11 protein-coding genes are annotated in these 17,331 nt (G+C 36.8%); 1 reads left to right on the forward strand and 10 read right to left on the reverse strand.

All coding sequences use genetic code 11. The features are described 5' to 3' along the window. The coding region (locus tag LNN34_RS04690; RefSeq protein ID WP_416378565.1) for a DNA polymerase thumb domain-containing protein at positions 1-671 on the forward strand (671 nt) is incomplete at its 5' end. A gap of 41 nt (positions 672-712) precedes the next feature. Here the strand turns inward: LNN34_RS04690 and LNN34_RS04695 are convergent. The 10 genes from LNN34_RS04695 to LNN34_RS04740 all read right to left on the reverse strand — a co-directional run bounded on the left by LNN34_RS04695 (position 713) and on the right by LNN34_RS04740 (position 17,320). Then, the gene (locus LNN34_RS04695) at positions 713-889 is read right to left on the reverse strand and encodes an aspartate phosphatase (protein ID WP_229042825.1); all 177 of its coding nucleotides are present in this window, start codon (positions 887-889) and stop codon (positions 713-715) included. Continuing rightward, on the reverse strand, positions 879-2,015 hold the full coding sequence (locus LNN34_RS04700; protein WP_229042826.1) for an aspartate phosphatase: 1,137 nt from the start codon (positions 2,013-2,015) through the stop codon (positions 879-881). The genes LNN34_RS04695 and LNN34_RS04700 overlap by 11 nt, the downstream gene beginning before the upstream one ends. Before the next feature lie 127 nt (positions 2,016-2,142). Next, positions 2,143-2,394 carry a phage holin gene (locus tag LNN34_RS04705; RefSeq protein ID WP_229042827.1) on the reverse strand — a complete coding sequence of 84 codons (252 nt, stop codon included), beginning with the start codon at positions 2,392-2,394 and terminating at the stop codon, positions 2,143-2,145. Between the two features lie 19 nt (positions 2,395-2,413). After that, the gene (locus LNN34_RS04710) at positions 2,414-2,806 is read right to left on the reverse strand and encodes a hypothetical protein (protein WP_229042828.1); all 393 of its coding nucleotides are present in this window, start codon (positions 2,804-2,806) and stop codon (positions 2,414-2,416) included. A gap of 114 nt (positions 2,807-2,920) precedes the next feature. Next, positions 2,921-3,988: an N-acetylmuramoyl-L-alanine amidase family protein gene (locus LNN34_RS04715; RefSeq protein WP_229042829.1), complete on the reverse strand. Its 1,068-nt coding sequence runs from the start codon at positions 3,986-3,988 to the stop codon at positions 2,921-2,923. Between the two features lie 173 nt (positions 3,989-4,161). Beyond that, entirely contained in the window at positions 4,162-6,096 is a 1,935-nt protein-coding gene (locus LNN34_RS04720) for a phosphodiester glycosidase family protein (protein ID WP_229042830.1), read from the reverse strand. 36 nt (positions 6,097-6,132) lie between these two features. Continuing rightward, on the reverse strand, positions 6,133-6,954 hold the full coding sequence (locus tag LNN34_RS04725) for a hypothetical protein (protein ID WP_229042831.1): 822 nt from the start codon (positions 6,952-6,954) through the stop codon (positions 6,133-6,135). A gap of 15 nt (positions 6,955-6,969) precedes the next feature. Next, positions 6,970-9,612, reverse strand: a complete 2,643-nt coding sequence (locus LNN34_RS04730) for a DUF7361 domain-containing protein (protein WP_229042832.1) — start codon at positions 9,610-9,612, stop codon at positions 6,970-6,972. A 12-nt stretch (positions 9,613-9,624) separates the two neighbouring features. Beyond that, a complete protein-coding gene (locus LNN34_RS04735) occupies positions 9,625-10,386 on the reverse strand; it encodes a distal tail protein Dit (RefSeq protein WP_229042833.1) in 762 nt (253 codons plus the stop codon). A gap of 40 nt (positions 10,387-10,426) precedes the next feature. Next, entirely contained in the window at positions 10,427-17,320 is a 6,894-nt protein-coding gene (locus LNN34_RS04740; RefSeq protein WP_229042834.1) for a phage tail tape measure protein, read from the reverse strand. Positions 17,321-17,331: the final 11 nt, after the last annotated feature.

Genomic DNA, 17,331 nt, shown 5'->3' on the forward strand with positions numbered 1-17,331 from the left:
GAATAGGAGGGAGGATGGAAAGAAATCTGAATCGGATGGGAATATCAACTGTAGGGCAGTTAGCTAAGTTCCCTTTAGAGTTGCTTGAGAAGAAATTTGGAATAATGGGGAACCAGTTGTATTATCATGCTCATGGAATCGATTTGTCTGAAATAGGTGCTCCTTTGATGCAGGGTCAGATTAGTTTTGGCAAGAGTCAGATTTTACTGAGGGATTATACGAAAAAAGAAGAGATTAAAGCTGTTCTTTTGGAAATTTGTGAAGAAGTTGCAAGAAGGGCTCGTACACATAATAAAGTTGGGCGAACAATCAGCCTGGGAATTGGTTACAGTAAGGATGAGCTTGGTGGTGGGTTTCACCGATCCAAAACAATTGATCTTCCCACAAATATCACCATGGACATTTATAGGTGCTGTTTGATGCTCTTTAATAAGTTTTACTCGGGTAAAACAGTGAGAAGTATCTCAGTTACGTTATCAAATATTGAGGATGATGTTAATCAGCAGCTGAGTTTATTTGAAGTGGATAATGAAAAGAGAAGGAGACTCGGGTTTGTAATGGATGGGATTAGAAGCAAGTATGGATCGAAAGCCATTCTGAGAGCAGTCTCTTATACACCCGCAGGAACTGCACTTCACAGAGCTGGACTTACTGGGGGACATAAATCATAAAAATAACCCCCTCATTTTGGAGGGGGTATAAGAAAAACACATTAAGAAGTATGTCCTCTACTTGCAATTTCATACGAATGACCATCAGTAAAAACGATACTGGCTGTATGTCCTCTGCGTGCTTCTTGGACATCTTTTTGAGTGTTAGTTAAATAAATGCTTACAAATCCAATTAAAACAATGGCTAAAATAAAGACAGATGCATGCTTAAGTTTCATAAAGACAATCCCCTCTCTGAATTTGTTTACGGGCATAAAGCACTTTCTCATAATAAGCAACAGCCACTTTATGGTCTTCTTTTTCATTGTAATACTTCGCTGCATCTGATGCTAAATCCTCCACGTCTGAAAACATTGACTTTAATTCTAAATAATTTAGAATCGAATTTAATTTTCCTTTGTCGTTATCTACATATAGGGCATGAATGAATTCAAACATTTTGGCCATGATCTCATCGTTTAAATCTTCGGACAAAGACAGACCATGTGCACACCAAGAAATTCCCTCGGAATGATTTCTCATTTTAAATGTGGTTTTTGTCAACATAAGTAATATGTCTAATAAACGATTTGAGTGCTCATACCCATTATCCTGGTATACTCTAATACCCTCCTTAAAGTACTCAGCCGCCTTTTCATAAGCTTCCTCAGCAAATGAACATAAGCCAAGATTGTACAGAGATGATCCAATTAATCGTGACATATCAATTTTTCTTGCTTTATCTAGAGCATCTTTAAAATGAGGGATCGCTTTTTCAGGGAAGTCCATATCCAAATAGTTTAGACCGATGACAAATGAGCATTGAATAACTCTTACAGTGTAGTTTTCATGTGCTTTATAACTATCGATTGCTTGAACAATGTGATGCATCGACATATGAGTTTGCTTCATATGATAATAAATTTCTGCAACTTTGTAGTGGAATTCTGCTCGCTCAATCTCATCTGCAACAAGTGATAATTTTCTCTCGGCTTGCTTATAGAAGCTTATGGCATTAAGATATTCGTATTGTTCAAATTCATACATTCCACGGAAAAAGTTAAAATAATATTCAAGAATCCCTTTCAAATCAGTTTGGCTACTTTCGATCTTTTCTAATAAGTCTGAAATTTTAGGTCGTTCTTCGTTCATTGTTTTTGGTTCAAGGTAATCCAGCATTAATTGATGGCGAAAACACATGAGAGAATAGTACAGCAATAAATCTTGGTCTTCCTTCATATGCCTTATTTCTTCCTCGACCTCAGCTTTCAATATTTCCGAATCTGGGACACTAAATAATCTTATGTATTTATACCACTCATTTATTTTCACTCCAACTTTAGAAGAAGAGATCATCTGCTCCAACACAAGCCCTCCTATATTAAATATCTAAATATGTAATATTTTATCATATTTAAATGAATAAGGAAGATTAATGTTACCTTAAATAACGAAAAAAATACCCTCCTCAATTACGAGAAGGGTAGGGGTTTTATCTCGGTGAATCATAATCCATTGCTTGTTCACTATCAGAAATACCTTGAGTTGTTGGGTCAACAATGATACCCATTGCAGTTAAAAAAGTTAGAAGTGCATTAAATTTCTCTGTCAAATTTTCACCAAATACCGTCAAGTCATATCCGAAAGCAGAGGCAATTGCTTGTACAAATAAAAGTGTTGCAGAGAAAATCGCAACAAGGAATGTCTTCTTTTTCAGTCTTACTTTCCAGTTGATTTTAGTCATTTAATCGTCTCCTGTAATTTTATTTAAGGCCAAAATGTATGAGCAACCATGCACCGACAATAGTTGCAACCACACTTGGTAGCACCTTGAATACAAGGTCTTTAGTAAACTGTGAGGGATCAATTTTACGAGTGGAATCAGAGCGTTCCAATATTTCAACTCGATTGTCCAGTTTTTCATATGATTTGCTTAGATTTTTTAAACTGTTACTCATTTCGTTAAGAGTGCTGAACTGTTCTCTTGATTGCGCTTGAGAGTCTTTGTTAATTTCGACTTGTTGCTCAACAAGTGTTGCGATACGACCGATAACATTTGTTCTTTCTTCAAGAGAGTCAATCTTGTTATTGGTGTGTTTTGCTTTTTCTTCTAGTGCACTTAATCTTGAAATGGTGCTTTGCTCAAAGTTATCCATTTGTCACCAACCTTTAATGAATATAGAAAGGTGACATTACATCACCTCCTAAAATTAAGAGGATAGTCACTGATACATTAGATCAACAAATATCCCCGAGATAATTGAATATAATTAGATTTTTGAACCAAACTGTCCTGAGATGTATCCACGTTTACCGTTATAAATAACTTCCCAGTAACCTTTGGAATTGTTTTTACCTTTAACTGAACCAGAAATTGAAATAGTGCTTCCAAGCTTGACTGTGCCAATATTTTTAGAACTATTTCTATCAGGTTTGTCCATTACGATTGCTGCGCTTGATACACCGATAATTTTGATTTTTCCCACGGATTTAATAGATGAGGAGCTTGAAGAAGTTGATGTTGTTTTTGGGGCAGGAGAAGAGGCTTTAACTGATCCTGTAACATCAACATATTTGTCAGAAGCAGTGATGTAATATGTAGCGCCTTTAGAGTTCTTAACTTTGTATTGATACGCAGATCCGACTTTAACTTTCTCAACAACTGTAGGAAATCCAATGCCTTTATTTACTGTGCCGACAACATCTTTATCTTCCCATGATGGTTTTGAATAGAAACGAAGACCGTCAACTTTTGATTTAAGGGAACCACTTGCTGCTGATGAAGAGGAAGGAGAGGATGTTGTTGGTTTAGTAGATGTTTTAGTTGGAGTAGTTGATTTGCCACCGAGAGATTTTAATTCAGCGGCAATTGCAGCTTTAACTTCATTCCAACGACCTTCATCTAAAACACGGTGAGGACAATATTTGCCAGACCACTCTTGGTGCTTCTTAACTCGCTCAACTCCCCAGCCTAGTTCTTTGAGTAGTTGTGCAATGAACTTGATTGCCAGTGCTTCTGCTTTTCTATAACGTTCTCCACCTGATTTAGAGTAACAAACTTCCACACCAATTGATTTACGGTTTCCTGTCCCGTGTTCTCCATCACCGCAGTGCCATGCATTACGGTTTGTAGGAAGTCCTTGAACAACTTCTTCATCATCTACAGCGAAATGATATGATACTGTTGCGTTATTGTTTCTCATATAGCTAATTTCATTATTTGCCGATGCATCATTGGCTGTATTATGGAATGTGATATACTCAGCTGTCATTGCATAAGGACATTTAATTGAATATTTACTTGACGGTACCAGCATTTGTCTCGCTTGAATTGTCATAAAAAAAATCTCTCCTAAAATTAAATTTGAACACAAAAAAGAGAGAAGGGGATAAACCCAATCTCTCTTTATCTCACGTATGCTCTTGCTATCTCTGTTTTTCAAGTATGTATTTTGAATAAAATCTATATTTTATCTAGAATGTAACCACCACCTTTATTGTTCCTTTAGTCTTAATCCAAGTTCAAGCTAGGAATATTACCTACGTTACCCGATACTCGTCTTCTGTCTATATCTGATGGAGTTCTAATGAAAGCTGTGCCTTCAACATCACTATAAACTGAGTTCCCAGTTACAATTAAATCGTTTGTTCCAGTGTCTTCTTGAATAAAGTAAAGGTGATAATCAGAGTGGCATTGCTTGAAAACATTATCAGAGAAAACAGCTTCTCTTACAGATCCCCAAATTGCGCGATCAATATTATTAGTGATAATGTTTCCTGAGCAAATTGCATTTTGAGAGTTTTTGTACCGGACGAAGGTTTTTAAGGATTTTGCGAGGTTATTCTTAGTGAAGATATTTGCAGCATTACCCACCCAAAGGGCAGTACCGCTAAATGTGATCTCAGAGTCAATTAGTTTAATAATTTCTCCTTCAGCAACGTTAATGCACTCGTTGGCTATATTGGAAATATACATTCCTTCAATCGTTATAGACTTGCCGATCCCGTGAATACTCACTCCTCGGTCTGTAGCATTAACCAAGCTGCAGTCTTTCATTTTAAATGATTTTATATTTCCACCTGCGATCAATCGGCAGCTACTCTTATTTACACTGCTATTGCCATCAATTTCAATGCCTTCTATATAATTGTGATCTGTGATTCGCAACAATTCATCAAGTGAGTGATTTGGATTTCGAAGGAGTTTAGTGTAGGATCGTCTTTCACCAACAATTGAGACATTTGAAGGAAGTTCAATTTTTTCACTAGCGCTAGTTGTATTCTGCTTACCGATTAAATATGTACCTTTCGGAAAATGTAGTTTCCCTCCACCTTTTTCAGATAAATCACTAAGGGCTTTTTTAAACTTAGCTGTATTATCGATTAAGCCATCTGGTGAGAAGCCTAAATCTAATACATTCCAAGTAGGCTTGGATTCAATAAACTCTACACGTCTGTTTAGACTTGTTGCCAAACCTCTTCCTTCTTGAACTTCAAAAAATCTGCTATCTGTATCGTCATCAGGATATGAAATTGTTAAGGTATCGACCACTGCACGTTCAATGCCATCACTAATGTTATTAATATATTTTCCTTCAACAGCAGTTTGAGAGCTTCCACCACCATCTAAAAGAAATGCATTAATACAGCCTTCAGATAAAAATAAAGATGGCATATCATAAGCTGTAATACCACTGGATCGAAGTGAGCGGCCATCTACAGTAATGATAACTAGTGTACCATCAGATCTTTGCCCAATGGCTTGTCGAGGATGCTTAACATTTAAATCTGCCCATGTAGTCATTTGAGCGGTTCTTGGTTTAGAATCTTTAACTAACCAAATGCCAAAAGCAAAAGAGTTTCGTGCGCCCTTAGAAATTAGGATGTCGGCATCAACTTCTCTGTTTCCGTAAACCCTCATAGTTCCATCATCAAAAAATACACAAGCTTCAGCACCTGTGTATCCAGCAGCGTCATAATCTTTGTAGAGTACTCCGTCTTTAATTTGAAGCCCCATGACTTCACCATTTGATCGCCAACCACTAGCATTTATTGCAACAACAGATCTTTTTCGTTTGGCCATACTTAAAACTGTTTCACGATTTGTTGTACCAAAATAAGAAGATGTGGGATCAATGGATTTTTCAAAGTCATATGCAAACGTTTTTTGAACCATACTTTTTTTAGCTTCGGTTGTTTTAGGAGTAACCTTAGTAACATAGTACTCAATACCAAGAGTGGCATCCTGTTTAAAAGAACTTGTTACTGTAAAATATCTGTCATCAGTTAATACCTTGTTTAAAATTTCTGTTGTTTTCGTTTCTACTTCATTAAACTTCTGAGTAATTTTAGGAGCGGTGTATTCTTCTCCTTCTGAAGCTAGTAGTTCAACAGGCATCGGAACATATTTATCTAAATTTTGATCATATCTATAAAAACCAGCCATAACTTTCCTCCAATAAAAAAGATCCCGGAGGGGATCTTAGTCAGTTTTGTACCATACTTGTCCTGAATCTGGTGCTGTATCTGAAACAACAACTCTTTTTTTCTCAGGTGAAAAAGAGACATCCTTATACCAGATATAATTTGCATTAAATGGTTCGGTTGCGCTTAGGAGTATATTAAAACCTTCATATACCTCGGAAGTTCCAATATCTACCCACTCAAATCCATCCCATCGATAAACGATTTTTGTTTCTTTAACAGTCACCGTCCAACCAATTTGTGGGGTTGGGTAATATGTGAGAATATCTGAATAAGTATAGACAGATGGTTTATAAATTTTTCTTGTATTTTCTACAACTTCTTCATAATTTGATGTAGCCTGTCTACACCAGGCTGTCACTTCTTGGCACCGTTTTGTAACTCGTTCACATTCAGCTATACGTTCATTCATTCGAATTATTGTATCTTCAGCTTCATCGATAAGTCCTTGAAGAGTTTCAATAACCATATTCCCTTGTCGTTTTATCCAAATTCGAGAGGCAGGGAAGAAGGAGGCACCTTCACCACTGTAATTAAAGGTAAGTGATTTTCCTTCATTTGAAACATTAAAAAAGACAACACCCATAAGGTAATCAACCTTAAAATAATTGTCTTCAAGCTCACCATCTTCAATTTCTCGCCATTCCTCGTTACTTCCTATAACTTCGACACGAAACTCTCTGTTTGGAATCTCAGTCAGAAGTACTCTGCCGTTATAGACAGTTAATGTCTCATTATAAGTCAGATAGGGATCATCAACTGAACCTTTTCTTTTTTTACTTAAAATTGGATCGTTATACAATTCAGCAAAGTCGGTCAAATTAATCACCTCCGTTTAATTTTGCTGGTAAGCTTCCCATATATATTTGACATTTAATTTGTTTCCTCTAAAATTTTCATCTGAGCCAGTTATAAAGATTTTATCGTCTAAAGCTCCGTAGCTTAAATCTCCGCCAACTAGAGAGAGACCAGACGCTGTACATTGATAGGCATAACCACCTGTAGGACTTTCAATAACCAGCATACTGTCATCAGTTGAAATTGGAGTTATTTTGACTAGATCTGGAGTAAAGGAGAGGGGGATTTGTTTACTTGGAGTACCATCTCCTATATAAACACCCTTTGAGAACTTAGGAGGTAGGGGGATATTTTCAGCTAATGCATAATCTGATGCTGGTCGTCCACCTAACAACTCTGCATTACCGTCTATTGAACCACTAATAATTCCTAATTCATTGCGCACTGGTATTGAATTTGGCGAGGTGGTTGTAGAAGCTGTAAAACCATTTAAGGAGTCTGCCGAACCTGCAGATGAGACAATCCATTCTTCTCCGTTAAACAGTTCTTGTTTATTGTTCTGGGGATTGATCCAAATTGTCCCTGTCTCTGGATCTTCTGGCTTAGTTTCTGTGGAGATTGTATAGAGACCATTAACTTTTCCACTAAGGCTTCCTTTTACTTCGATAGATGGAGAAGGGAGGTAGGGGTTTTCAGAAGGATGATTTGATTTAACTATATCCGAAAGAAGAATCTGATTTATATCTATATCTGCATCTACTCTTCGATAAGCTTGAACACCGATAGTGTAGTACATATTTGAAGGTAATCCGGTAAAAGTGGCTGTGCGTCTGTCATATTTAACATTTTGTAAATTTTCACTGGCTTGCACAGAGCCAAATGTGTATTCCTCATTGTCATCACTACCGTGTAAGTAAACCTCAAATCCATCAATGTTGTATTTGTCCTCATCGGAATCAACATAGTTCCACTGAATGGAAATATCAACTGACCCGTTATCATTTACTTTATGGGTAATTGCAGTGCCATCAGAAGCAATGGTAGGAGGTGCAGGCTGCACTGAGATTCTGTCATTCCGGATATTGAAGTTTTCAGTTACTTTGTCCCATTCAATCTTTCTTTTATTTAATTCAGTACTTATTTTGTTTGTTCTGTAAACGGTCTTAACGATTTTCTCAAAATCAGATTGAACTCTTTTTCCATTTGTTATAGTGACACTAATATTTGATTGTTCAAAATTAATTGTTATTGCTGAAAGTATGGCTTTAATATCGGTATTTAAATCATTCTGTTGAACTCGTACTATGTCTCCTAAACTGAACCTATCCCAGTTATGTTTTTCACTAATACAGTTAAAAAAGTTTACTATATCGAGTGTTACATTCACTGGCGGTGTATTACGACTTTCGAGTTCTTCGTTGGCATCATCATAAAGTTCATTCTCATCATAGATGCTGTCATTTGACCACTCAGTTGTCGAAATGAAACGTGAGAGCAGTTTTTGCTGATTTTCACTAAAATTGTTCTCAAAAGAGAGCTTTTCTTTAAGCTTGGAAATTGAAGCAGATATTTGAGAAATTGTTGATTCAATCGTAGCAATTTGGTTTTTCTTTTCTACAACTGCTTTCTGCTTTATGGCGAGTTGAGCTTTCAGTTGACTTGTGTCATCTCCAGCTTTCTTCGCAACTTCAATTCGATCTAATAGCTTTTGGACTTCAAGGTCAAAGGTGTAAAGCTCATTATTCAATTCGGTTAAACTAGTTTCAGCTGCGTTCTTTTGTGTGAGAAGTTTATTAAACGCATTTCCTTCGTTATTAACAAGGTCATTATAATCAAGAATTGCATGACAAAGTTCATCTGGCATATAGGCACTGTGGGAAATAACATTTCGTTGTTCGTCACGTTGAAAGGGGAAGAGGAAATAAGAAAAGTCATCAATGTAGGATTGTCCAGTTGGGTTAACTGAATTAATACTGATACCATCTTTTCCAGTAGCATATAGTCTTGTTACCAATTCGTCTGCATCCTCAGAATCGTCCATGCTAATCATATATTGCCGAGGGTTCAGTTGAAGGCCTTTGTATTTGGAAATGTCGGATTCTTTATAGAAGCTTACAGTTTCTTTTACTGTATCAAAGACTGGAACTGCATCGAACTTCTCGCAGATTGAATATAAAAAATCAAGCTTGTTAGTTGATGATACATCAAACTGTCTTCGTTTTATGTTAAAGAGAGTATCTATGTATCCAACCGTCCAACTGGTATTCTTTAAACAGTCTGTAACTACTTCCTGGAGGTTTTTAGATGTCTCTTCATATTTAAGAACGTTTATTCTGCTCAATTCATGTTGAAGAGATCGGCACTCAACTTGTACAGTATCCATTTCACTGCTGAATGACTTGGTTCTTTTAGTGATAATAAACCAAATCGTAAGCCCATAAAACTCTGTTTTAATTAGATACCAGGGTTTTAGTAGATCTACAACATGATTTCTTTTAATGACTCCATCATAGGTGGCCTTACGTGGGATAGAGAAGGAGAGTTCATGGACGCTGCTTCCATGATTTAAAGTTACAGTGGGATTTAGAACTTCATCAATGTTGGCTATTTTAGTCTTATCTGGCTTAGCAAGGGATAAACGTATGTTTTTTATTTCTGTATCCTTGCGAATAGTTATCAATTTTTCACCTTCTTACCGATACTTAAATCTGAAAGCGAATCTCAGTTTGCATTTCCCTGACACTTTTAATCGGTTTTTTCCGTAATCTAATCTAATATAATTGTCATTGAAATTATCGTATCTTTCATTCCCATATAAAGACGACTCGATTATTTCTTTATCACCATTCACTTTAACAATTTCTCTGTCTTTTAGATTGCTAAATATAAAGGGTTCAGTATAATCACTCAGGTTCTCGATTTTTACATCGCCGTCACCAATTTTAAGAATTTCAACAGTAGGGTAAATCACAACATCACCTTTGTTATGGAGTTCAATGATTTTCATTCCTGATGATATATCAAAGGAGTGGGTACTTGTGTTTCGACTGTATGCATAAGGGGAGTTGCATTTCATTGTCAAACGAACATATCCATGTCTAGCCGCATTATGGACTAAATCACTGGTGTCCACGGGCATTGCATAATACACATTGTCTAAATTTTCACTGAACGCTAAAGGCTTGTAATCATCAACATCTAGCCAGCGCTTAATTGCTCTTATTTTTTTCTCATCATAATTTTCACCAACATAAAAGTTTAAAGGAAATTGTTTTGCTTCTCTTTTGACACCTTCAGTGTACGGCTCTGATCTTCCTTTTACATAAGTTTCATTAACTGATCGTGAACCCAAAAAAGATTCCTCAACTAACCCAGACTCTGTATTAACGTTTTCCACTCCGTAGTCAATCGACTTTTCGTTGTCAAACAGGAAATATTGGCTCTGTCTAATCAATTTTTCACCCCCAATATAAAAAGAGCCGGCTTTAGCCGACTCATGTAATGTTGAAATTCAGTCCAGTATTTTTAAGACCATTTGCTAATTGTTTGTACACTAAGCTTGCAGTTTCTTTAGCATTACTAGCTTCTGTTACATTAATTGTGAATGAGTTCTGATTGTTTGATGTATTTCCTTGAAGTGTAGAAGGGGTTACAGTAGGTGTCGAGAAGTTCTTAAGAGTTGGAATTAAGCCTTTAGTTAGATTTGTTTGACTAGCAACTGCAGCGTTCATTGCTGGTGTAACAAGAGAAATACTCTTACTTAAAACATCTGAAATTTTACCAGGTTGACCCCATTTAGAGGCAGTCTTTACTGAGTTATCAGTGGACGTTTGACGTACTTGTTTCACAGCTTCCAGCATGTTTTCAGTATCTGTCTTGTTTAAAATAAGTTCCTTGTCATGTAAGAATGCAAGCTTTCCTGCTCCAAGTCCCGTGCCTGTATATCCACCAGAAGCAAAAGATGACACCTTTTTACCTGTTGTATTTCCAGTTGTAACGGTATTTAATGCACTGGCAGCGTCCTTAAGCTTATCAATCAAGTTATTGGAAATACTTTTCCCAATCGACTTCATATTCTCGTTTATGAACTTGGTGAATTCATTAAGCTGTTTAGCGATATCAGTGATTTTACCATCCATAAGCTTATCTTCAAGCTTTTTGAATGCTCGTTCATCATTTACCAGGTCATCGTACTTGTTGTTAATTGATTCTTCATCTTTATCAAGCTGATCCTGAAGGGCCTCTTTCCGTTTTGTGTTGCTACGATCTTTAATATACTCATTCAAAGCTTCCTGTTGTTCTTGAAGCTGTTTCTCTAGGTCTTTGACTTGCGATTTAGCCTCAGAGGAGTCGTCCATGGAAAGTTTATTGATCTTATCTTTTGTTTCCTGTATTGCTTGGTTTTTCTCCTTCAATTCCTTTTGATACTTAGCTTCTTCGTCTTCTTTGTCGATCTCATCAATCTTATCTTGTGTCGCTTTCTGATGGGCTTCTAACTCAATATCCCGCATTTTTTCGTACATCTCTTTGTAGATGGATACAACTTCATCAGCCAATGATTTATAGATATCCTTGATCGACTTCTTGGTGTTATAAAGCTCAAGGTTAAAATCTTTCTGTTTATCTTTCCAGTTTTCGATTTCTTCAGTAATCTGTTCCTGGATGTCAGGGAAACCTTTCGCAGCTTTCTTTTGCTCTTCAAGCTGTTTGATATATTTTTTGGCTTCCTTTTGTTGTTGCTGAATAAGCTTTATCTGTTTGCTATAGTACTTAACCTTGTCTTCATCTTCTTCAGTCATTGATATTTTATTATCAACATCTTTAATTTTCCCTTGGGTTTTAGAAGATGACTTTTCAATTGATTTGAGTGTCTCATCAACTTTAGATTGGACAAGTTGTTTCTGTAACTCACGAACCTGGTCTTGAACAGAAATTAAATCTAGCTTGGCTTGTTTAAGCTCTTCTTGAAGCTGTGCACGTTGAGCGGAGTTCAATGCTTTATTTGTTTTAATTTCTTTTTGAATCCAATTAACTTTTTGTTGTTGGATTTTAGCTTGCTCTGCCACAGCTTTTTTCTGATCAGAGGTGTATTTTCGGAATTCCTTGCTGTCAGAAGTGTATCTGTTAGCCATTGATTCATCTTTTGCTATCCGAACATCAAAATCTCCAATTCTTTTATCAAACTCATCGAGTTTAGATTGAACTAGTTCATACTGAAGTTCTTGAATCTGATCATTGACTGAACTGATATCTCCTTGGAGGGAGAGAAGATCAGATTTAGCCTGAGCTATCCCTTGTTGTCGTTCTGCCTCAGCTTGTGACGCATCTGAAATAGAAGTTCCAATACCTTGCATGTACTTTTCAGGATCGATTGTTTTTCCATTTTGTTCGATCTGTAAATGAAGGTGGTTCCCAGTCGAGTTCCCTGTGCTACCAACTTTACCAATAGTTTGACCGGCTTTAACTGTTTGACCTGCTTTTACAGAAGGAGTGTTAAGCATGTGCATGTACTTGGCAACTGTTCCATCATCCTGTTTAATAACAACCCAGTTACCTGCAGTTTTACTGTAGCCAGCAATTTGGACTTTACCACTTTGAAGAGATTTAATTGCTGTACCTGCTTTTGCAGCAAAATCAGTTCCTTTGTGTGGGGAGGAGCGGAGACCAGATTCCTGTTGTCCATATTTGGAGCTTACCCTAAAAGCACTATTATTTGTATAATAGCTGGCGATTGAAGAAGTGGCAGATGAGAGCGATTTGCTATAGTTGGCCATGATCTTCTTGACGTAATTCTGTGTTTCTTTAAAAGGAGGGATACCACCATATTTAATTACGTTACCAGGCCCAGCATTATATGCAGCCAATGCTTTTTCAACATTACCGCCAAACTTTTCAAGTTGTTGGGCGAGGTACTTTGTTCCACCCATAACATTTTGATAAGGATCGTAAGCGTTATTTACTCCTAAGCTTTTTGCTGTTGCTGGCATCAGTTGCATTAATCCCATGGCACCTACACCAGATCGTGCTTTAGCATTAAACCCTGATTCTTGCTGAATTACAGCTGCAATAAGGGCAGGGTCAACATTGTATTTACTAGCTGCTGAATTTATGTAGCTTGAATACTTGCCTGAATATGATCCACCAGTTGAGGAGGGGATTCCGCCAGAAGAAGTTGTAGAGGTTACAATACCGTATTGAGTAATGTTACCGGATTTAATTTGATCTTTAAGCAGCTTAGCTTGTTCCTGCATAAGCTTTTTCTTTTGCTGAAGTGCTTTAATTTCTTTCTTGATGGCATCTCGATATTTCTGAGAGTATTTCGGATAATCATTGACCTGCTTGTTGTACTTGTCAATCTCAGCATTAACTTTTTCTAATGCTTCCTTGTATTTATCAACAACATACATGGAAGTTTTTACTTCTTCAGAAGCTTTTTCTGCAGATGAAGACATATCTTCCATTGATGTACCAGTCTCTGATAGAGAAGAGGAGGCTAAATCAGCTAATTTATCAAGTTCATCAAGTTGATCAGTAATGTCAGTAACTTGATTTAAATCTTCTTGGGTTTTAGGAAGGTATTGAATTGCTCCGCCATTACCTTTTTTCATTTCCTCAAGAATTTTCTGTTTTTGTTTTTCAAGATCTGATTTCAAATTATAAGCATCTTGAACAGTTTTGATTGCTTTAACTTCAGATTTATACATATTAATCTTCTTGTTTAAAGCATTAGCTTGATTTATTAGATCCTGCTTAACAGACTGCTGCATGTCATTGTATGCTTTTAGCTTGGCGTCACGTAGCTTAACAACTGCATCCCTGTTTATTTTCACAACGCCATTTTCAATTGAAATAGCGTCTGCAAGATCGTTTTCTTTCTGGATTAACTTCATAGCTTCCGAAGCTGATAAACTTTTACCTTCAGCCATTTTCTCAAGCAATTCATTTAAAGGGGAAATGTTATCAGCCATGGCATCATAAGCATCGTTTTGCAGTGCAGAAATTGCTAAATCATTTTGTTTAGAATCAACAAGGTCACTAATAATGGAACTAATTGCTTCAAAGTCACCTTTGGCATCTTTAAGTTTGTCAGATAGGGTACCAACAGATTCTCCTAAAGCATCTACGCCTTCTCCATTTTCATCCCATGTTACTTTAGCTGATTCGGCTGAATTGTTTGTTGAGTCAATAGCATCCTTCAGATCCCCATAAGAGAGCACAAGACCATTTGCTTTATCAGTACCATTCACATATTGACTTATCAGGTTTTCAAGACCTTGAGAGGCTTTAGAAAAATCAGTCTGATTTCCTGATTGTAGAGCCTTTTGGATTTTATCCATATATTGAGATACATTGATAGAAAAGGACTCTAACTGCGATGCATCCATTTTGCTGAAGTCAATCTTGTTAAATGCATCATTGACTTCCTTGGTGAGTTTAGGGTTAATTTTTATGGAATTAAATGCTTCTACTGTTTTAGAGACTTGTTCACGGATTTTTGACTGTGAGCTAGATAGAGATTGTTCAACACGAAGAGCATCTTGTTCAGCTTTAATACCTTTATTTTTAATTGAACTGTCATCTGCAAAAGGATTTTCAAAGAATGACCAGAAACTCTTTCCTTTTGAGTATGTGTCAGCCATCTTTGCGTATTGATCAATTTCAGCCTGAAGATCCTTAATTTCATTCAAACTATCCGAAAAAGTGTCTTTGGCACCCGTTTGAATATCTTTCTTATTGAGGTCTGCTAGTTCTTGTGTATATTTGATGGCATCTTGTAGAGCGTCGTTATTTTTAATTATTGCTTGCCCTTGTGAGTCGTAACCAGCAACTAAGTTAGGAAACGTTTGAGCTAATTGTTGCGTGACCTGAAGATACTCCTGTTCTTTTTCAGAACTTAAAGTACCTGATTCTTTTGCTTTTTGAAGCTCTTTGTATTGAGCAATTAATTGATCTGTTGTGTCTTTATTGGTCGTAATTGCTTCAATGCTTGTAATTTTAGCTTGTTCAAAATCTTCTCGTGCTTGTTTTAATTTGGAGTATGAGGATATTAGCTTCTCAATAACAACACCAAAAGCCATCATTGCTGCCATAGGAAGGAAGCTACCAGCTAAGAAAGTTCCTGTAGTCACTGCTGCCTTTTTTAAGTTCATAAGTGAAGTTGAAAAGGCAGTTGTGATTTTACTCCAAATTGCTGTTTTGGCTGAAGCTGCTGTCACTCCAACCGTAAAAGTATTAAAATTAAGGATAAGATTTTTTAGAGCTGTACCCATTGCAGTGCCTGAAGTTATAGCACTTGCACGAAGTGAAGAGTTAAATAATATTACTGCAGCTGTTGCTGCTCCAAATACTTGCGGAAGTAATCCAACGGACTTGGTTACTTGGGCACTTAATTGCATTAAACTTTTTAACGCATCAGCGAACACTACGATACTATCAGATATTAACGCTTCACCTGATGCCACAGACATTTCTGTAAAAGCATTGGATAAACGATTAACTCTTGCTTGCAAGCTATCGGCATATTTTTGTTGCTCTTTCCATGAACTACCCACTGAATTTGCAGCAGTATTCGCAGCACTTTGGGCAATGGAGAAGTTATTCATCATTGCATTAAAACGAGATAACTGATAAATACCCGCAACGCCTATTGATGTATTTTGTTTCTGAGCATCACTTAACGTATCCCATTTCCCAGCGAGTTCCTCAATTAATTCACTCGAAGACTTTGCTTCACCACCAGCTGTTTTAACCGATATACCAATCTCTTCTAATGCCTTGATTGAACTTTGGTTATTACCAATACGAGCAAAAATGGTCTTTAGTGAGTTACCTACAACATTTCCTGACTCACGAGTAGTGCTAGCAATTGCCGTTGTGTAACCAATCAAGTCGTTTAATTCAACACCGAAAGTAGAGGCTGTAGAACCAGCTTTCCTAATACTGTTTGCAAGGTCTAAGGTGCTAACAGCATAGTTGTTATCAACTTCATTAAGTTTGTCAGCAATTGAGATTGAATCACCTGCTGCAACATTAAAGTTAAGCATTGCTGCTGTTAAAGTGTTAACAGTGTCGTTTGGATTTAAATCTGAAATGTTCTGTAACACTTGAGCTGTTTTAGTTACGTCACCAAGCTCAGATTCACTAAATCCCATACGTCCAAATGATCCAGTGATTTCTAAGATGTCTGATATCTTATTAGAAAGCTGATCACCGAGATCAATTGAGGATTCTAGCAGTTCATTAAACTTGTAATCAGGTAAATCCATTACACGTCTAATGTCTGTCATTAATGTGTCGATTTGGATAACTTGTTCCACCATTGACTTTAGTGCTTGAATCCCAGAATAGAACATTGTCCCACTCAGAAAATATGCGGGCATACGACTGAATGATTGCGCTAATTGTTCTCCAAACCCTGAAACATTAGTGGAGGCAGATGATGCATTTGCAGATACTTCTCTGAATTGCATGTTCAGATTCTGCATCTGTGTTCTTAAGTTGGGAGTTCTTGCCGTAAGTTGGTTAACTAAGTTGAGGTAATTCTGTAGAGCAGAGGAGTTAGCAGTGCTAAGTGAACTGCTGTAACGAGTACTGAGGTTTTGAACATTTATTTGCGCTTGACGTTGATATAATTGAAGTTGATGCTCAAGTTCTTTTGTTTTTGCTTTAGCAGTCGATGAATCATCAAGACGCTTTATACGGTTGGCAATTTGATCAATTTGAGCAGATGTTTGTGCACCGTTAATTGAAGTCGAGAGGCGGGTAAGTACCTGGGATGAGACTATTCCTTTTGCTCTCAACTTTTCTAGGCTTTGATTTAGCTGTTCAATTGCTTTCCGTTGTTGATCGTAGTTAGTTGTAGTTTTTGAAGAAGTTGCATTAGTTTTAGGATCAGTCGTATAAACAATATCTTCAAAACCGTTACGGTTTTTCTGTACCACCTTTGTGGTTTGACCTTGTAAATTCTTTTGTTCCGTCTTTTTTTGTACTTGGCCTAATTTTTCAGTAGCTTGAGCGAGTTTGTTAACTTCTTGAGTTTCTTGCCTGAGAGCATCATTGCGATTATTAATTATCTTCGTTTCACGTTGAAGAATCTCACCGTTTTTCTTGTATTGCTGAGTGAGCTTTTCAACTGATCCATCAGCATTCTTAATTACTGTCGATGTTTCTTTTACTGTTTGATTATAGGATTTTAGATTTTTTTGATACGCATCTACAGCAGAAGAGAATTCTTGCAGAGCTTTTAAGGTTGTAGAATCAATATTGGTGTTGAGTTTGAGAGAGTTAAGCTTCTTTTCTAAAGATTTGATTTGCTGATTTAACTGTTCGACAGTTTTTGATGAGGTATCAGCTTGCGGGGTTAATATGATTTTGAGGTTTTGACTCAAGTAAGAATCAC

The sequence above is a fragment of the Bacillus sp. AF23 genome (assembly GCF_020861455.1).
Lineage (GTDB): Bacteria > Bacillota > Bacilli > Bacillales > Bacillaceae > Bacillus > Bacillus halotolerans.